Source organism: Kitasatospora sp. NPDC015121 (assembly GCF_055562955.1).
The window spans coordinates 14,318-31,787 of record NZ_JBVHEH010000034.1; the positions used below are offsets into that span (position 1 = coordinate 14,318).

14 protein-coding genes are annotated in these 17,470 nt (G+C 75.0%); 8 read left to right on the forward strand and 6 right to left on the reverse strand.

The window, feature by feature from the left end; translation table 11 throughout:
- Window positions 1-43: 43 nt before the first annotated feature.
- The 3 genes from ACZ3J7_RS34740 to gabT all read right to left on the reverse strand — a co-directional run bounded on the left by ACZ3J7_RS34740 (window position 44) and on the right by gabT (window position 3,660).
- On the reverse strand, window positions 44-1,144 hold the full coding sequence (locus ACZ3J7_RS34740) for a glycoside hydrolase family 18 protein (protein ID WP_465627395.1): 1,101 nt from the start codon (window positions 1,142-1,144) through the stop codon (window positions 44-46).
- 133 nt (window positions 1,145-1,277) lie between these two features.
- Window positions 1,278-1,922, reverse strand: a complete 645-nt coding sequence (locus ACZ3J7_RS34745; protein ID WP_465627396.1) for a phosphatase PAP2 family protein — start codon at window positions 1,920-1,922, stop codon at window positions 1,278-1,280.
- A gap of 382 nt (window positions 1,923-2,304) precedes the next feature.
- Window positions 2,305-3,660 carry a 4-aminobutyrate--2-oxoglutarate transaminase gene (gene gabT / locus ACZ3J7_RS34750; protein ID WP_465627397.1) on the reverse strand — a complete coding sequence of 452 codons (1,356 nt, stop codon included), beginning with the start codon at window positions 3,658-3,660 and terminating at the stop codon, window positions 2,305-2,307.
- Between the two features lie 220 nt (window positions 3,661-3,880).
- Here gabT and ACZ3J7_RS34755 point away from each other — a divergent pair, with 220 nt between their 5' ends.
- The 7 genes from ACZ3J7_RS34755 (at window position 3,881) to ACZ3J7_RS34785 (ending at window position 14,142) form a co-directional block, all read left to right on the forward strand.
- On the forward strand, window positions 3,881-5,899 hold the full coding sequence (locus tag ACZ3J7_RS34755; protein ID WP_465627398.1) for an ATP-binding protein: 2,019 nt from the start codon (window positions 3,881-3,883) through the stop codon (window positions 5,897-5,899).
- A 193-nt stretch (window positions 5,900-6,092) separates the two neighbouring features.
- Window positions 6,093-7,658: a PucR family transcriptional regulator gene (locus tag ACZ3J7_RS34760; protein WP_465627399.1), complete on the forward strand. Its 1,566-nt coding sequence runs from the start codon at window positions 6,093-6,095 to the stop codon at window positions 7,656-7,658.
- 125 nt (window positions 7,659-7,783) lie between these two features.
- Complete coding sequence (locus ACZ3J7_RS34765; RefSeq protein ID WP_465627400.1) at window positions 7,784-9,226, forward strand: aldehyde dehydrogenase family protein; 1,443 nt, start codon at window positions 7,784-7,786, stop codon at window positions 9,224-9,226.
- 111 nt (window positions 9,227-9,337) lie between these two features.
- A complete protein-coding gene (gene dxr / locus ACZ3J7_RS34770; RefSeq protein ID WP_465627401.1) occupies window positions 9,338-10,567 on the forward strand; it encodes a 1-deoxy-D-xylulose-5-phosphate reductoisomerase in 1,230 nt (409 codons plus the stop codon).
- A gap of 19 nt (window positions 10,568-10,586) precedes the next feature.
- Window positions 10,587-11,894, forward strand: coding sequence for a M50 family metallopeptidase (locus ACZ3J7_RS34775; RefSeq protein WP_465627402.1), 1,308 nt, complete (start codon window positions 10,587-10,589; stop codon window positions 11,892-11,894).
- A gap of 126 nt (window positions 11,895-12,020) precedes the next feature.
- Entirely contained in the window at window positions 12,021-13,181 is a 1,161-nt protein-coding gene (gene ispG / locus ACZ3J7_RS34780) for a flavodoxin-dependent (E)-4-hydroxy-3-methylbut-2-enyl-diphosphate synthase (RefSeq protein WP_465627403.1), read from the forward strand.
- Window positions 13,182-13,266: 85 nt separating this feature from the next.
- Window positions 13,267-14,142 carry a GNAT family N-acetyltransferase gene (locus tag ACZ3J7_RS34785; RefSeq protein WP_465627437.1) on the forward strand — a complete coding sequence of 292 codons (876 nt, stop codon included), beginning with the start codon at window positions 13,267-13,269 and terminating at the stop codon, window positions 14,140-14,142.
- A gap of 7 nt (window positions 14,143-14,149) precedes the next feature.
- On the opposite strand, the gene ACZ3J7_RS34790 is transcribed toward ACZ3J7_RS34785, so the two are convergent.
- Genes ACZ3J7_RS34790 through ACZ3J7_RS34800 form a run of 3 tightly spaced genes read right to left on the reverse strand, consistent with a single transcriptional unit; the run spans window position 14,150 to window position 16,700 of the window.
- A complete protein-coding gene (locus ACZ3J7_RS34790; protein ID WP_465627404.1) occupies window positions 14,150-14,701 on the reverse strand; it encodes a GNAT family N-acetyltransferase in 552 nt (183 codons plus the stop codon).
- A gap of 49 nt (window positions 14,702-14,750) precedes the next feature.
- Window positions 14,751-15,665, reverse strand: a complete 915-nt coding sequence (locus ACZ3J7_RS34795; protein ID WP_465627405.1) for an aminoglycoside phosphotransferase family protein — start codon at window positions 15,663-15,665, stop codon at window positions 14,751-14,753.
- 51 nt (window positions 15,666-15,716) lie between these two features.
- Window positions 15,717-16,700, reverse strand: coding sequence for a ferritin-like domain-containing protein (locus ACZ3J7_RS34800; protein ID WP_465627406.1), 984 nt, complete (start codon window positions 16,698-16,700; stop codon window positions 15,717-15,719).
- 226 nt (window positions 16,701-16,926) lie between these two features.
- Here ACZ3J7_RS34800 and rimP point away from each other — a divergent pair, with 226 nt between their 5' ends.
- Window positions 16,927-17,469, forward strand: a complete 543-nt coding sequence (rimP, locus tag ACZ3J7_RS34805; protein ID WP_465627407.1) for a ribosome maturation factor RimP — start codon at window positions 16,927-16,929, stop codon at window positions 17,467-17,469.
- Window position 17,470: the final 1 nt, after the last annotated feature.

Sequence of the window (17,470 nt, forward strand, 5' to 3'; positions counted from 1 at the left end):
GGCGGGGAGGGCCGCCCGGACGGACGGCCCTCCCCGCGTCCGCTCAGTTCTGGCGCAGCGGGGGCATCGGCACCGGTACCGAGAAGGCCGTCGCGCCCGCGCCGACCCCGCCCTCGCAGCTGTTCGGCGGCGCGGTGGTGACCCCCCGGGTGGACGGCTTCTCGGCCGCCCAGAACATGAAGCCGAGCAGCCCGGCCGTGCTGCCCGCCCCCTTCGGCGCCGCGCCCTGCACCCAGCTCCCGGTGGCCTTCTGCACCGAGTTCGCGAAGTCGGTGCACTCCGGGCGGACCTGCGAGCCCTCCGCGATGTACAGGCCGCCGGTGAACTTCGCCGGCGCCAGCGGCGGGATCGCCGGGCTGTAGTTGGGCTTGCCGTCCAGGTGCTCCTGCCAGTTGGAGACCGCGGTGGAGGCGCTCGGCTGCTTGCTCGGCACCATCGCGTTGGCGTAGTCCAGCACCGGGTTCGTCGTGCTCAGCCAGTTCGCGGTGGCGTACTGGTCGATGCCGATCAGCCAGCGGTCGCCGGCCGCCACGTCGATGGTCAGCCGGGCGGTCGGGTCCGCGCCCGAGGCGTCGTACGGGTGGGCGGCCCGGTAGGCGGTCACGAAGGCCTGCAGGCCGGTCAGGTTCGGGCTGTTGCTGTTCTCGTAGTCGATCTCGATGCCGACGCCCAGCTTGCTCGCCAGCGCCGCCGCCTTCTGGCCCAGCAGCGTCCCGTTCCGGGCCAGCGCGGTGTCCCAGTCGCCGGTGTACGTGATGCCGCCGATGGAGAGCATCACCCGGATGCCGCGCGCGGTGAAGTAGTCCACCACCTGCTGGTTCATGCCCACCGGCACCCCGGCCGCGTTCCCCGCGTCGGTGGTGCCGTCCAGCAGCCGCAGCGGGTTGACGAAGCTCAGCACCACCACGTTCACCGAGGGGCGGCCGTCGCCCCGGTCCACCAGCCAGTGGTTGGCGGCGTCGAAGGCCGCCATGTCGCGGACCTTCGCCCAGGTGCAGGCGTCGTCGCTGCAGTGCCAGGCGCCGTACACCTGCATCGGGGAGGCGGCGGCCGAGGTGGCGGGGGTGGGCGCGGCCGCGGCCGTGGCCGGCAGCGCGGTCGCCGCCAGGGGCAGCAGCGCGGCCGCCACCGCCAAACGCGTCATGGGCATGACCATGGGCATGACTGGGGAACGCACATCCGCCTCCCGGCGATCGCGTGCTGATGGGTGGGGAACAGGGTGCGCGCGGGCCGCAGGGGCGTCAATGGTCTGGACCGAACTGCGGGCTGGTGCTCCGTCAGTTCCCGGGCGGGTCAGCCCGGTCGGCCTGGTCGGCCCGGCCGGGCAGCAGGTGCGGCAGCAGCCGGTGCAGCCCGAGCAGCAGCAGGCCCGCCAGGCACCAGCTCGCCACCACGTCCAGCAGCCAGTGGAAGTCGCTCCACACCAGGCCCGCCCCCACCCCCAGGCACACCAGCGCGGCCACCGCGCCCAGCCGCCGTCCGGCCGCCGCCGGCAGCACCCGGGCCAGCAGCAGCGCCGCCGTCCCGTACGCGATCGACGCGGTCGCCGTGTGCCCCGACGGGTACCAGCCCCACTGGTCGGCGGCCAGCGGCGCCCCGTACGGGCCGGGCCGGGCGAATCGGACCTTCGCGGGCACCACCAGCAGCGGCACCAGCACCGAGGCCGCCACCGCCACCGGCACCGGCACCCACCAGCGCGGTCGGCCGCCGCGCCGGGCCAGCCAGGCCGCCAGGCCCGCGCACCCCAGCAGCACCGGGACCGCGACCAGCCCGCCGCCCAGGTCGGACAGCGCCACGCCCAGGTGGTTCAGCAGCGGCGAGCCGATCGCGTGCCGGGCCCGCCACACCCCGTCCCGCACCGCCGTGTCGAGTCCCAGCAGCGGCCCGTCCACCGCCACCTGCCAGGAGACGACGGCCAGCACCACCGCCAGTGTCAGGGACAGGACAGCAAAAACCGGCCGCCCCGGAGCAGGGGGGAGAGCTCCGGGGCGGCCAAGGCGATCGCCGCGCCGTGCGGCCCGGGGGGTGTGGGCGGGACGGCCGGTCGATCGGTCAAGTGGGTCCGCCGGGGAGGCGGACGCGGTGGTGGGCAGTGCGCGCTGTTCTTCGCTGTCCATCTGTGATGACAGTACGTCAAAGCCGGGGGGCCACAGCGGAGGACCGGCCATCGTGCACAGCATCTTCACCACCGGCGGAACGAACTCCACCCGGACGGCGGACGGCCCGACGCGCGGGGGCCGGAGGGGATCCGCTCCGTCCGGCCCCCGCGCCGTTCACAGGGATCCGCGCTGGTCGGTGCCGGGCTCAGACGGCCGCGAAGGCCGACTCCAGGATGTCCAGGCCCTCGGTCAGCAGGTGCTCCGGGATCACCAGCGGCGGCAGGAAGCGCAGCACGTTGCCGTAGGTGCCGGCGGTCAGCACTACCAGGCCCTCGGCGTGGCAGGCCTTCGCGATCGCCGCGGTCGCCTCCGGGGCCGGCTCCTTGCCGCCCGGCTTCACCAGCTCGACCGCGATCATCGCGCCGCGGCCGCGGACCTCGCCGATGCGCACCCGGTCGGAGTCGGCGAACTTCTCCTGGAGCTCGCGCAGCCGGCCGAGCATGACCTCGCCGATCCGCCGCGCCTTGCCGTTCAGGTCTTCCGACCTCATGGTCTCGATCGCGCCCAGCGCGGCCGCGCAGGCCACCGGGTTGCCGCCGTAGGTGCCGCCCAGGCCGCCCGAGTGCGCGGCGTCCATGATCTCGGCCCGGCCGGTCACGGCCGCCAGCGGCAGACCGCCGGCGATGCCCTTCGCGGTGGTGATCAGGTCCGGGACGACGCCCTCGTCCTCGCACGCGAACCACTGGCCGGTGCGGCAGAAACCGGTCTGGATCTCGTCCGCCACGAACACGATCCCGTTCGCCTTCGCGAACTCCACGATCGCCGGCAGGAAGCCCTTGGCCGGCTCGATGAAGCCGCCCTCGCCCTGGATCGGCTCGATGATGATCGCCGCGACGTTCTCCGCGCCGATTTGCTTGGTGATGACCTCGATCGCCTGCGCGGCGGCCTCGGCGGCGCAGTTCTCCGCACCCGTCAGCCAGCGGTACGGGTACGCCACCGGGACGCGGTAGATCTCCGGCGCGAACGGGCCGAAGCCCTGCTTGTACGGCATGTTCTTCGCCGTCAGGCCCATGGTCAGGTTGGTGCGGCCGTGGTAGCCGTGGTCGAACACCACCACGGCGGTCCGCTTGGTGTAGGCGCGGGCGATCTTCACCGCGTTCTCCACCGCCTCGGCGCCCGAGTTGAACAGCGCGGTGCGCTTGTCGTGGTCGCCCGGGGTCAGCTCGTTCAGCTGCTCCGCCACCGCCACGTAGCCCTCGTACGGGGTCACCATGAAGCAGGTGTGGGTGAACGCGGCCAGCTGCTCGGTCGCCCTCGCCACCACGGCGGCCGCGCTGTTGCCCACGTTCGTCACGGCGATGCCCGAGCCGAAGTCGATCAGGCTGTTGCCGTCCACGTCCTCCAGCACGCCGCCGCCGGCGCGCGACACGTACACCGGCAGCGTGGTGCCCACGCCGGCCGGGACCGCGCCGAGCTTGCGAGACTGCAGCTCCTGCGACTTCGGGCCGGGGATCGCGGTGACCAGTCGGCGCTCCTGCGGGAGCGGCGTTGCAGCGCTCATCTGTCTTCTCCAAGTTCTTGACGCGGTACCCGCAGGCTACGACCGGCCGAGCGGCCCCGGCATGCGCCACTCGGTAGTGCCGGGACGACCCAATTGTCCGACGCGGCCAGTGGCCGAAGATCGGCTGCGCGCCCGCGCACTCCACTACATTGGCCCCCGGGTGTGTCGGTGGGACGGCGATGCGGGTATGGCACCGCCGGCAACGTAGGAGGGGCCCGAAGTGGAACTGAACGACGCGAGAACCCAGCACACCCACCCCCACCTCCCCCCACCGCGCGCGCCCTTCCACCTCCCCACCTGGGCCACCGCCCCGCGCCCCGAGGCCGCCCCCGGCATCTACCGGCAGCACCACACCCCGCACGACCCGAAGGCCGCCGAACAGGCCAGGACCCCGGCGGGGCCGCTGCTGCTGCGGGCGGCGCTGAACCTGCTGGTGGCGCTCTTCCTGTACCCGTACCTGGTCGAGGCCGAGGTGTTCCTGATCCAGGCCGTCGGCCTGGGGACCCAGCTCACCAGCGCGCTCGCCAACCCGATCGCCCTGCTGCTGGGGGTGATCGCCGCAGTCCTGGAGATCTGGGTCTTCGGTCGAATGGGCCGCTGGCGCGAGGTCGGCCGGCGGTTCCTGCTGCCGCTGGTCTCCCACACCGTCACCGACGTCGCCCCCACCACCCCCGAGGAGGCCCCCGTCGTCGACGTGTGGGCCGAGCTGCGGCCGGTCGGGGACGCGGTGCGGCGGCTGGAGGGGGAGCAGGTCGGGGACGTGGACTACGTGCGGCTGCACCAGGCGTGGCGGACGGTGGGGGGCGATCCGGTGGCGTGGCGGGAGTTCGCCGGGCAGTTGGCGGCGCGGGGGGCGGCGGCCTGCGCGCACCCGTCCGAGCAGCGGGACCTGCCGGGCGGGCGGGCGGCGCGGCACGACCTGCTGGTGCGCCAGGTGCGGCTGGGGACGGCGCAGGACGTGCCGAAGAACCCGGTCGAGCACCGCAACGCCGGTTTCGCGCTGGACCCGCGGGTGCTCGGCACCTCGCTGCTGGCGGTCGGCCCGGCCGGGACGGGCAAGACCTCGGCGCTGGCCCGCCCGGTCGCCGAGGCGCTGTGCCTGCAGGCGCTGGCGGGTGCGGCCTGCGCGGTGGTGGTCGGCGCGGCCGACGCCGACCTCGGGCCGGACGACTGGTACGACGTGGTGATCGCCCCCGGCGACCCGGACGCCCCGTACGGCCTGGACCTGTACGGTGCGGCGCCGCACTCGGACGAGGCGGCGGCCCGGCTGGCCGACGCGCTGCTGCCGGACGAGCTGGCGCCGCGGGCGGAGAGCGCCCGGGCCGCGATGCAGCAGGTGGTCGGGCCGTACCGGGCGGCGTACGGGCGGTACCCGGGGGTGCGGGCGCTGCGGGCGCTGCTGGCGGGTGACGCGGAGGGCTGGGCGGAGCTCGGCGAGCAGCTGCGGAAGTCGGGGCGGTGGACGGAGTTCGAGCCGGACCTGCGGCAGCGCGAGCGGACGCACGGCCGGGCCGACGACCCGGGCGCGCTGCTCGCCGACCGGCTGGCGCTGCTGGACCGGCCCGCGCTGGCGGCCGGGTTCTCCGGCGGGCCGGACGCCAAGCCGGCGTTCGCGATGCGCGCCCTGGAGCACCCGCTGCGGGTGCGGGTGAAGCTGCCCGAGCGCAGCCACCCGGAGGCCGCCCGGATCCTGTCGCGGCTGCTGCTGGGCCAGTTCACCCAGGCCGCCGCCGACCGCAAGGACCGCGAGCTGTTCGCCGGGATGGTGCTGGACGACGCCACCGCCGCCGTCGACGCGCAGGCGATCCGCGGCGTGCAGCGGCTGCGCGGCGCCAACGCGGGCGTGGTGCTGCTGCTGCGCACGCTGTCCGACTTGCCGGAGGGGCTGCGCGCGCCGCTGTTCGGCGCGGTCGGCAACCGGATGGCGTTCCCGGGCATCGCGCCCTGGGACGGCCGGCTGTTCTCCGAGGCCTGGGGCACCCACCTGGTCCGGGAGACCGCGGTGACGCACGTCCCGGACACCTCGGGCGGAGCGGTCCGCCGGGCCGGGCGGCTGCTGCGCAAGGCGCTGTCCGGGACGACCGCGCAGACCGAGTCGGTCACCACCCGGGACGTCGAGCGGCACCGCTGGTCGCCGTCCGACCTGGCGCACGCGCTGCCGTCCGGGCACGCGGTGGTCTCCCTGACCTCGGTGACGGGGGAGCAGGTGCCGCCGCTCCTGGTCGACCTGCGGCACTGAGCGGACCGGGCGGCGCGGCGGTCGGGGCCGGTCGGGGCGCGGCGGTCGGTCGCGGGGCGGTCAGCGTTGGGTCACGGAAGTTACGGACCGGCGGATTTCGGCGCTCCGGCTTGTCCGGAGCGTCCATAATGGGGGGAGAACCCTCACTCGCCCGGCCGCAACGGCGCGTCCAGGTCGAACCACCGAAGGTGCCATGCCCCCCACTCTCGCCTCCGTCGTCCGCACCAGCGCGCTGCACCTGACGGTGCTGGCCGGCGCGGACCACCTGGAACGCCCCGTCCGCTGGGTGCACACCAGTGAGCTGGACGACCCCACCCCGTTCCTCGAGGGCGGCGAGCTGCTCCTCACCACCGGCATCAAGCTGGGCCGGGGCGCGGCCGAACTGCAGGCCTACGTGCACCGGTTGGCCGACGCGGGCGTGGTGGGCCTGGGGCTCGGCGTCGGGCTCTCGCACAGCGAGGTGCCGCAGGCGCTGGTGGAGGCCGCCGCGCAGCGCGGGCTGCCGCTGCTGCGGGTGCCCGAGGCGACGCCGTTCATCGCGATCTCCAAGACCGTCTCGGCCGCGCTGGCCGCCGAGCAGTACGAGGCCGTCACCACCAGCTTCGAGGCGCAGGAGGAGCTGACCCGGGCCGCGCTCGGCAAGGACGGCACCACCGCGATCGTCCGCCGGCTGGCCGCCCGGCTGGGCGGCTGGGCCGCGCTGTACGACGGCTCCGGCGCGCTGTCCGCGGTCGCCCCCGACTGGGCCGCCCGCCGAGCCGGCCGGCTGGCCGCCGAGGTCGACCGGCTGCGCCGCCGCCCCGCCCCGTCCAGCGCCGCGCTGCAGGGCCGGGCCGGGACGATCGACACCGCCGACGAGGACTACGTGGTCGTCCAGTCGCTGGGCGCCGACCGCCGCCCGCGCGGCTTCCTGGCGGTCGGCACCGAGGACCGGATCACCCCGACCGAGCGGTACGTGCTGAACGCCGCCGTCGCCCTGCTCACCCTCACCCTGGAGCGCTCCCGCGAGCTGCGGCAGGCCGAGGAGCGGATGGGCGCGGCGCTGCTGCGGATGGTGCTGGCCGGCCAGGTCGGCACCGCCCGGCAGGTCGCCGCGGGGCTGTTCGGCGGCCTGCCCGAGGGCACCGTCCGGGTGCTGGTGGCCGCCGCAGGGCCGGGGCCGGAGGCCGCCGAGGCGCTGGGCGAGCTGGCCGACCGGGCGGAGAACGCCGGCGGCAAGGTCGGCGAGAAGCTGCTGGTGGCCCGCGAGGACGGCGCGCACGGGCCGCGGCTGACGGTGCTCGCGCTGGACAACGGCTCGGTGCACCGGGCCTGCCTGGGCGCCGTCGAGGAGCACGAGGGCCTGGCGCTGGGCGTCTCGGCCCCCACCGCGCTGGAGGACGCCGGCACCGCGCAGGCCCAGGCCGAGCGGGCCCTCGCGGTCGCCCAGCGCGGCGGCCGGCGCACCGTCGACCACGAGGAGGTCGGGGCCGGCTCGCTGCTGCCGCTGCTCGGCGAGGAGGCCGTCACCGCCTTCGCCGAGGGCCTGCTGCGCCCGCTGCGCGAGCACGACCGGACCGCCCGCGGCGACCTGGTCGCCTCGCTGCGCGCCTGGCTCTCCCGGCACGGCCAGTGGGACGCCGCCGCGGCCGACCTGGGCGTGCACCGGCACACGCTGCGCTACCGGATGCGGCGGGTCGAGGAGCTGCTGGGGCGCTCGCTGGACGACACCGACGTCCGGATGGAGCTGTGGCTGGCACTCAGGTCGGGCGAGGAGTGACCCGGCTGTCCTCCGCCGCGTACTAATCGGGCCTTGCGTTTCGTCCCGTCCGTCCAATCGGAAACCCGGACCGGGCCCCCTACCGTGAAGGCGACAAGTCTTCGAGGGAAGGGGCCGGTGCGACCGTGACCACCACTCATGAGTTCTGGCTGGCCGGGCGGCGGGCGAGCGGCGAGACGTCGTTCGAGGTGCGCCACCCGCACGACGGCGGCCTGGTGGCGAAGGTCAGCGTGCCGACCGACGCGCAGGTCGAGGAGGCGGTGGCGGCCGCCGCCGCCGCGGTGCCGGTGTTCGCCGCGACCCCGGCGCACCAGCGGGCCACCGCGCTGGACCACGTCGCCAAGCGGCTGGCCGAGCGCACCGAGGAGATCGCCCGGCTGATCACCGCCGAGAACGGCAAGCCGATCAAGTGGGCGCGCGGCGAGGTCGGCCGGGCCGTGTCGGTGTTCCGCTGGGCGGCCGAGGAGGCCCGCCGCACCAACGGCGAGACCATGCGGCTGGACACCGACCCGGGCGGCACCGGCCGGTACGCGATCGTGCGGCGCTTCCCGCGCGGCGCGGTGCTGGGCATCGCCCCGTTCAACTTCCCGCTGAACCTGGTGGCGCACAAGGTCGCCCCGGCGATCGCGGTGGGCGCGCCGATCATCCTCAAGCCCGCCCCGGCCACCCCGGTCTCCGCCCTGGTGCTGGGCGAGATCCTGGCCGAGACCGACCTGCCGGCCGGCTCCTGGAGCGTGCTGCCGGTGGAGAACGCCAAGATGCCGGCCCTGGTGCAGGACAAGCGCCTGCCGGTGATCTCGTTCACCGGTTCGGACAAGGTCGGCTACCAGATCATGGACTCGGTGCCGCGCAAGCACGTCACCCTGGAGCTCGGCGGCAACGCCGCGGCCGTGGTGCTGGCCGACTGGGACTCCGAGGCCGACCTCGACTGGGCGGCGAGCCGGATCGCGCTGTTCGCCAACTACCAGGGCGGCCAGTCCTGCATCTCGGTGCAGCGGGTGATCGCCGACGCCGCCGTCTACGACCGCCTGGTGGAGAAGGTCGTCGAGAAGGTCCGGGCGCAGGTCACCGGCGACCCGTCCGACGAGGCCACCGACGTCGGCCCGCTGGTGGACGAGAACGCCGCCAGGCGCGTCGAGTCCTGGGTCGAGGACGCGGTCGCCAAGGGCGCCAAGGTGCTCACCGGCGGCAGCCGGGACGGCGCCGCGTACGCCCCGACCGTGCTCGCCGAGCTGCCCGCGGACGCCATCCTGGCCACCGCCGAGGTGTTCGGCCCGGTGCTGTCGCTGCACCGGGTGGAGGGCACCGAGGAGGCGTTCGCCGCGGTCAACGACTCGGCGTTCGGCCTGCAGGCGGGCGTGTTCACGCACGACGTGCAGACCGCGTTCCGGGCCCACCGCGAGCTGGAGGTCGGCGGCGTGGTGATCGGCGACGCGCCGTCCTACCGGGCCGACCAGATGCCGTACGGCGGCGTGAAGGACTCCGGGGTGGGCCGCGAGGGCGTGCGCTACGCGATGGACGACTTCACCTTCGAGAAGGTGCTGGTCCTCACCGGTCTGGACCTCTGAGGACACCGCGCGGTGCCTCCGGACGCCCCGTCCGCCCGCCGCCCCGGCGGGTGGGCGGGGCGTCCGCGTCGGGGGCCGGGGCAGGGTCCGCGGCAGGACACAATGGGGGGCATGAACTCGCTCGCCCATCCGCAGTCGCGCTTCACTCCGGTCGTCCGGGACCAGGACGGCCCCCGGGAGCTGGTCGTCCTGGGTTCGACCGGTTCGATCGGGACCCAGGCCATCGACGTGGTGCTCCGCAACCCCGACCGGTTCCGGGTGGTCGCCCTGTCCGCGGCCGGCGGCCGGGTGGAGCTGCTCGCCGAGCAGGCGCTCGCGCTGGGCGTGCGCACCGTCGCGGTGGCCGACCCGGCCGCCGAGGCGCCGCTGCGCGCCGCGCTGGCCGCGAGGGCCGGCGGCGCCCCGCTGCCCGAGGTGCTGTCCGGCCCGGACGCGGCGACCGAACTGGCCGCCACCGAGTGCCACTCGGTGCTGAACGGCATCACCGGCTCGATCGGCCTGGCGCCGACGCTGGCCGCGCTGCGGGCCGGCCGGGTGCTGGTGCTGGCCAACAAGGAGTCGCTGATCGTCGGCGGCCCGCTGGTGAGGGCGGCGGCCCGGCCGGGCCAGATCGTGCCGGTGGACTCCGAGCACGCCGCGCTGTTCCAGGCGCTGGCCGGCGGCACCCGGGCCGAGGTCCGCAGGCTGGTGGTGACGGCCAGCGGCGGCCCGTTCCGCACCCGCACCCGCGAGCAGCTGGCCGGGGTCACCCCGGCCGAGGCGCTGGCCCACCCGACCTGGGCGATGGGCCCGGTGGTGACGATCAACTCGGCGACCCTGGTCAACAAGGGCCTGGAGGTGATCGAGGCGCACCTGCTGTACGACGTGCCCTTCGACCGGATCGAGGTCGTGGTCCATCCGCAGTCGGTCGTTCATTCGATGGTGGAGTTCACGGACGGCTCAACGCTCGCCCAGGCCAGCCCGCCGGACATGCGGATGCCGATCGCGCTCGGCCTCGGCTGGCCCGACCGGGTGCCCGACGCCGCCCCCGGCTGCGACTGGACCAAGGCCGCGACCTGGGAGTTCTTCCCGCTGGACGACGAGGCCTTCCCGGCCGTCGAGCTGGCCCGCGAGGTGGGTACGCTCGGCGGGACGGCCCCCGCGGTCTTCAACGCCGCGAACGAGGAATGTGTGGACGCTTTCCTGAAGGGCGCACTGCCCTTCACCGGAATCGTGGACACTGTGGCGAAGGTGGTCGCCGAACACGGCACCCCGGCGGCGGGAACCTCGCTCACGGTGGAGGACGTACTCCACGCGGAGCACTGGGCCCGCGCCCGGGCCCGGGAACTGGCGGCAGGTTAGGTACGACGGAGGCGACGCGGTGGACAAGCTGATGTGGGTGCTGGGCGTCCTGATCTTCGTGGTCGGGCTGCTCTTCTCGATCGCCTGGCACGAGCTCGGCCACCTGTCCACCGCCAAGCTGTTCGGTATCCGGGTGCCGCAGTACATGGTCGGCTTCGGCCGGACGATCTGGTCGACCAAGCGCGGCGAGACCGAGTACGGCCTCAAGGCGATCCCGTTCGGCGGCTACATCCGGATGATCGGCATGTTCCCGCCCGGCGCGGACGGCCGGATAACGCAGCGCTCCTCCTCGCCCTGGCGCAGCATGATCGAGGACGCCCGGGCCGCCTCCTACGAGGAGCTGCGGCCCGGCGACGAGACCCGGCTGTTCTACACCCGCAAGCCGTGGAAGCGCGTCATCGTGATGTTCGCCGGCCCGGGCATGAACCTGGTCCTGGCGATCGGCATGTTCCTCGCGCTGTTCATGGGCATCGGCGTCACCCGGTCCACCCCGACCGTCAACTCGGTCAGCGAGTGCGTCGTCCCGGTCGGCGAGAAGACCGACAGCTGCGCGCCCGGCGCCGAGAAGTCCCCGGCCAACGCGGCCGGGCTGCGGGCCGGCGACACCATCCTGGCCTTCGACGGGGTGCGGATCCACGACTACACCCAGCTGCAGGCCCTGATCCGGGACTCGGCCGGCAAGCACGTGGCGATCGAGGTCCGGCACAAGGACGGCACCCCCGGCACGCTGGCCGCCGACATCAAGACCAACACCCTCGCCGCGGTCGACGGGGACGGCGTCCCGATCAAGGACAAGACCGTCACCGCGGGCTTCCTCGGCTTCACCCCCGCCACCGGCGTCCACCACATGACGGTCGGCGAGAGCGTCGACGAGATGGGCCGGATGGCCGGCCACGGCGTGGAGTCGCTGACCCAGCTGCCCGGCAAGGTGCCCGGCCTGTGGCACGCCGTGGTGGACGGCACCCCGCGCGAGCAGGACTCCCCGGTCGGCATGGTCGGCGCGGCCCGGCTCGGCGGCGACGTGTTCGCGATGGACCTGCCGGCCACCCAGCAGCTGGCGTTCTTCGTCCAGATGCTCGCGTACATGAACTTCATGCTGTTCCTGTTCAACATGCTGCCGCTGCTGCCGCTCGACGGCGGCCACATCGCCGGCGCGCTCTGGGAGTCGGTGCGCCGCACCGCCGCCCGGGTGCTGCGCCGGCCCGACCCCGGCCCGTTCGACGTGGCCCGGCTGATGCCGCTGGCCTACGTGGTCGCCGGGATCTTCGTCTGCTTCACCGGCCTCGTGATGGCCGCCGACATCGTCAACCCGGTGCGGATCAACTAGCCGCGCCACCCCGCGGCCGGGTGTGCCCCGCCACCCGGCCGTGCCGTACCGTTGGACGCCGGGCCGCCCCCGCCACGCGGCGCGCGCCCCGGCATCACCGACCTCTCCAGAGGAAACACCGCACACATGACCGCGATCTCGCTCGGTATCCCCTCCCTGCCGCTCAAGCCGCTGGCCCAGCGCCGCCACTCGCGTCAGATCATGGTCGGCAACGTGCCGGTCGGCGGCGACGCGCCCGTCTCGGTGCAGTCGATGACCACCACGCTCACCTCCGACATCAACGCGACGCTGCAGCAGATCGCCCAGCTGACCGCCTCGGGCTGCCAGATCGTCCGGGTCGCCGTCCCCTCCCAGGACGACGCCGACGCGCTGCCGATCATCGCGAGGAAGTCGCAGATCCCGGTGATCGCCGACATCCACTTCCAGCCGAAGTACGTCTTCGCCGCGATCGACGCCGGCTGCGCCGCCGTCCGGGTCAACCCCGGCAACATCAAGGCCTTCGACGACAAGGTCGGCGAGATCGCCAAGGCCGCCAAGGACGCCGGCGTGCCGATCCGGATCGGCGTCAACGCCGGCTCGCTCGACAAGCGGCTGCTGGAGAAGTACGGCCGGGCCACCCCGGAGGCGCTGGTCGAGTCCGCGCTGTGGGAGTGCTCGCTGTTCGAGGAGCACGACTTCCGCGACATCAAGATCTCGGTCAAGCACAACGACCCGGTCGTGATGATCAACGCCTACCGGCAGCTCGCCGCCGCCTGCGACTACCCGCTGCACCTCGGCGTCACCGAGGCCGGCCCCGCCTTCCAGGGCACCATCAAGTCCGCGGTGGCGTTCGGCGCGCTGCTCGCCGAGGGCATCGGCGACACCATCCGGGTCTCGCTGTCCGCCCCGCCGGCCGAGGAGATCAAGGTCGGCATCCAGATCCTGGAGTCGCTGAACCTGCGCCAGCGCGGCCTGGAGATCGTCTCCTGCCCGTCCTGCGGCCGCGCCCAGGTCGACGTCTACAAGCTCGCCGAGGAGGTCACCGCCGGCCTGGAGGGCATGGAGGTGCCGCTGCGGGTCGCCGTCATGGGCTGCGTCGTCAACGGTCCCGGCGAGGCCCGCGAGGCCGACCTCGGCGTCGCCTCCGGCAACGGCAAGGGCCAGATCTTCGTCAAGGGCGAGGTGATCAAGACCGTGCCCGAGTCGAAGATCGTCGAGACCCTGATCGAGGAGGCCATGAAGCTGGCCGAGCAGATGCTGGAGGAGGGCGTCGCCTCCGGCGCCCCCGTCGTCGTGGCCGCCGAGTGACGGTCTGAAAACCCCAGGCGGGACCGCCCCAGGCAGGGCGGTCCCGCCTCGTTCGAGAGGTGCCCCCGTGCTCGACCGAGGTGTCATGCTGCCCGGCCCGTTCCAGGTCGCCCGGGCGCTCGCCGCGACCCGCGTGCTGGAGGCCCCCGACCTCGACGACGCGCTGGAGATCCTGCACCGCGACCCGGTCGCCAACGCCTTCGTCGCCACCCGGGTCGAAGCCGTCGGCCTCGACCCCTGGCGGCTCGGCGGCGAGATGTGGGGCTGGCACGACGCCGACGGCCGGCTCGACGCGCTCTGCTACGCCGGCGCCAACCTGGTCCCCGTCAACGCCGGGCCGCAGGCCGTCCGCGCCTTCGCCGAACGCGCCCGCCGGCAGGGCCGCCGCTGCTCCTCCATCGTCGGCCCCGCCGAGGCCACCGCGATGCTCTGGGCGCTGCTGGAACGCTCCTGGGGCCCGGCCCGCGACGTCCGCGCCCACCAGCCGCTGATGGCCACCGCCACGCCCGTCACCGAGGTCGAGCCCGACCCGCTGGTGCGCCGGGTCGGCCGGGCCGAGATCGAGGCGCTGATGCCCGCCTGCGTCGCCATGTTCACCGAGGAGGTCGGCATCTCCCCGCTGGCCGGCGACGGCGGACTGCTCTACCAGGCCCGGGTCGCCGAACTGGTCACCACCGGACGGTCGTTCGCCCGCTTCGACGCGGACGGCCGGGTCGTCTTCAAGGCCGAGATCGGCGCCGTCACCGCCGGCGCCTGCCAGATCCAGGGCGTCTGGGTCGCCCCCGAGCACCGCGGCCGGCGGCTCTCCGAGACCGGCATGGCCGCCGTCGTCAACACCGCCCTCGCCGAGGTCGCCCCGGTCGTCTCGCTGTACGTCAACGACTTCAACGTCCGCGCCCGCGCCGCCTACCGCCGGGTCGGCTTCCGCGAGGTCGGCGCGTTCATGAGCGTGCTGTTCTGACGCCCGCTCAGGGCCGGGACGGCTCCCGCAGCGGCAGGTGCGCGCCCATCACCGCGTACGGGCGCTCGGTGTTCGGGAAGCGCACCGCGGCCGCCAGGTCCCGGTAGCCGAGCGCGCGGTAGAGCCGGCGGGCCGGGGTCTCCGCGTCGATCGCCGACAGGATCGACCGGTCGAGGCCGGAGCGCTCGCACAGCGAGCGGATCAGCCGGGTGCCCACGCCCAGGCCCTGGAACTCCGGCAGCACGTGCAGCTCGGTCACCGCGAACACCCCGTCCAGCCAGTGCTCGTGGCCGCCCGCCGCCAGGTACGGCTCGATCACCGTCGACCACCAGTGGTCCCGCCGGTTCGGCATCCCGTACCCGAAACCGACCAGCCGCCCCTGCGCCATCGCGCCCAGCGCCACCACCCCCGGCTGCAGCGCGTGCCGCCCCACGATCGGCAGCCGCACCGCGACCTCGTGCGGCCCGAGGCCGAAGGCGACCGCCTGGACCTCCAGGGCGGCGGGCGCCCACGCCGCCAGGTCGATGGCCTCGATCGTCACCCCGGTGAGCTGCTCCATGAAGCGGGACGTTACTACCTGCCGTCCCGGGCGTCCGACCGCCCCGGTCTCACAGCCAGGACGCGAACTCCAGAAGGAGCTCGGCCCGCCCGCCGTCCCCCGCCGCGAACGCCCCCAGCGCGCCGTCCACCGCCCGCAGCAGCGTCCACGCCCGGACCCGGTCGGCGGGCAGCTCCACCGCCTCCGCGAGCTGCGCCAGCCGCCGCCGGGCCGCCCCGCGCGGGCCCGGCGAGGCCGCCAGGGTGTCGATCCGGTCCAGCACCAGCCGGGCCAGGTCGTACGCCCGATCGCCGACCAGCGGGCGCGGCGCCACCGCGAGCCACGGCGAACGGTCCGCCGCCAGCACCCGGCCGTGGTGGAAGTCCCCGTGCAGCAGCCAGTCGCCGCCGTCCCCGGCGAGGGCCGGCACCTCCAGGGCCTCGTCCACCAGCGGGGCGGCGTCGGCCGCCGCGGGCAGCGCCCGGCGCTCGGCGAGCCGGGACGCGGCCGCGGCGGCGCGGTCCGCCACCGACTCGAACGGGTGTCCGGCGGGGGCCGGCACCCAGAGCCGGCGCAGCAGGCTGGTGGCCTCCAGCATCGCCTTCGCCTCCGCCAGCGAACGCAGCGGGATCTCCCCGTGCAGGCGCTCCAGCAGCAGCGCGCCGCCGTCCGCCGCGACCGCCTCGTCCAGCAGCAGCACCGCGCCCCGGCCCGCCCAGGCCCGCAGCGCGGCGGCCTCGTTGGACGGGCGGGCGAGTTTCACGACGACCGGCGCCAGGTCGTCCGCCCGGTGCGCGAACACCACCAGGCTGCCGCGGCCGCCCGGCTCCGCGACGCGCTCCGCGACCAGGCCCCAGTCGGCCAGCCGCGCCGCGAGGTCCCGCGGCAGTCCCGCGAGCCACGCCCGGGCGGCGGGGGTGCCGGTCGCGCGGACCGACTCGGCGAGGCGGGCGGGGACGCTGAGCTGCGCGGGTTGTGCCGACATGCCGTCATTATCGGGCAGGCGGGGGCGGGGACGGGGGCTGCGGAGGGGCCGTCACTGGTCGGCGATGCCCGGGAGGGCGGGGAGGTCGGCGCCCCAGTGGGCGGCGCGGAGGGCGGCGTCGCGCAGGGCGAGGGCGGCGGGGGCGCGGTAGGCGGGGGTGGCGGCCAGGTCGGCGTAGGCGGCGGTCAGCTGGGTCTCCAGGTAGGCGGCCAGCTGGGTGGCGGTCGGGGCGTCCTTGACCGGGAAGGGGAGGCGGTAGCCGGCGGCCGCGGCGGTGGGGGAGGCGCCGGCGGCGGTGAGGACGCGCTGCCAGCCGTCCCGGCGGGCCTGGTGCGCGGCGTACGTGCCGCGGGCGTCCTCGCGCTGCGGGCCGACCGGGAGGAACGCGCCGACCACGCCGTAGCCGTAGACGGCCGCGTGCTCGGCGGCGAGGGCGGCCTGCAGGGCGGCGGTGTCGGCGGCCGGGACGGCCGGGCCGGAGGAGGAAGGGGAGGGGGAGGGGGAGGGGCTCTCGGTGGTGGTGGCGGGGGTGGCGGCGGGGGTGGTGGCGCCGAGGGCGGCCGCGTGGGCGGTGTCGGAGGCGGCGATCGAGGCCAGCGTCCGGGCCAGTTCGGGGGAGGCGTCGGCGAGGTCGGCCAGGCGCAGCGCGGCGGTGCGCTGTTCGGCGTCGGCCAGGGCGGCGGTCGTGGCGGTGGTGGACGGAGAGGGCGCGGAGGGCGCGGAGGGCGGGGCGGGGGTGGACGCGGAGGAGGAGGGCAGGGCGCCGGCGAGTGCCTCCCGGTGCCGGGCGACGTCCTCCCGCAGGTCGGCGAGCTGCTGGGCGGCGGTGGCGGGGGCGGCGGCCAGCGCGGCGTCGTAGTCGGCGAGCAGGGTGTCGGTGGCGGCGAGCTGGCGCAGGCGCAGCGGCCGGTCGGCGTCGGCGGCGGCGGCGCCCCGGTCGGGCTCCGGCGGGTGCCCGCCGGTGCAGCCGGCGAGGAGCAGGAGCCCGGTGAGCGCTCCGAGGGCCAGTGCGGACCGCCGTGTGGGCGCGGGCATCGGGGCTCCAGCCGGTCGGTGGGGACCCTGTGCCCCCGTCGGGAGAATCTTTACCTGACCCGCACACCATCCGTACGGGGCTTCGGACGGTATCCGACCGCTGTGAGGTTCCTCGCAGGGGGTGCGGGCGGACGGGTCGGAATCGGCGGTTCGGGGGTTGACCCGATAGGCTTCGCGGTGAGTTAGCACCTTCGACAACAGCAGACGCGGCCGAGGAGTCACCCGGATGAGCACCACCCCCACCGACCGGCTGCGCGCGTTGTTGGAGCCGCTGGCAGCCGAGGCCGGGCTCGACCTGGAAGAGGTCAAGGTGACCCAGGCCGGCAGCCGCCGCCAGGTGCAGATCGACGTGGACGCCGACGGCGGCGTCGACCTCGACGCGATCGCCGAGTTCTCCCGCCTGGTGAGCCAGGCGCTGGACGAGTCCGGCCTGATGGGCGAGGCCGCGTACCTGCTGGAGGTCGGTTCCCCGGGGGCCGAGCGGCCGCTGAGCGAGCCCCGGCACTGGCGCCGGGCGACCGGCCGGCTGGCGGCGGTGAAGCTGGTGGACGGCGCGGAGCTGACCGCGCGGGTGCTGGAGAGCGACGAGGACGGCGCGCTGGTCGAGGTGCAGCCGGTCAAGGGGCGCGGCCGCCCCAAGGAGCGCCGACTGGAGTTCGCGGAGATCGCGCGGGCCCGGGTGCAGGTCGAGTTCAACCGCAAGGACGAGGAACTGCTCGACGCCGCCGCCGACATCGCGGACGTGGACGAAGAGGAAGAGGAGGCGTAGT

Excerpts from the sequence above, each read along its gene's own strand:
- ACZ3J7_RS34740 (WP_465627395.1), bottom strand. The coding sequence starts at position 1,144 with ATGACGCGTTTGGCGGTGGCGGCCGCGCTGCTGCCCCTGGCGGCGACC.
- gabT (WP_465627397.1), bottom strand. The coding sequence starts at position 3,660 with ATGAGCGCTGCAACGCCGCTCCCGCAGGAGCGCCGACTGGTCACCGCG.
- ACZ3J7_RS34760 (WP_465627399.1), top strand. The coding sequence starts at position 6,093 with ATGCCCCCCACTCTCGCCTCCGTCGTCCGCACCAGCGCGCTGCACCTG.
- dxr (WP_465627401.1), top strand. The coding sequence starts at position 9,338 with ATGAACTCGCTCGCCCATCCGCAGTCGCGCTTCACTCCGGTCGTCCGG.
- ispG (WP_465627403.1), top strand. The coding sequence starts at position 12,021 with ATGACCGCGATCTCGCTCGGTATCCCCTCCCTGCCGCTCAAGCCGCTG.
- ACZ3J7_RS34785 (WP_465627437.1), top strand. The coding sequence starts at position 13,267 with ATGCTGCCCGGCCCGTTCCAGGTCGCCCGGGCGCTCGCCGCGACCCGC.
- ACZ3J7_RS34790 (WP_465627404.1), bottom strand. The coding sequence starts at position 14,701 with ATGGAGCAGCTCACCGGGGTGACGATCGAGGCCATCGACCTGGCGGCG.
- ACZ3J7_RS34795 (WP_465627405.1), bottom strand. The coding sequence starts at position 15,665 with ATGTCGGCACAACCCGCGCAGCTCAGCGTCCCCGCCCGCCTCGCCGAG.
- ACZ3J7_RS34800 (WP_465627406.1), bottom strand. The coding sequence starts at position 16,700 with ATGCCCGCGCCCACACGGCGGTCCGCACTGGCCCTCGGAGCGCTCACC.
- rimP (WP_465627407.1), top strand. The coding sequence starts at position 16,927 with ATGAGCACCACCCCCACCGACCGGCTGCGCGCGTTGTTGGAGCCGCTG.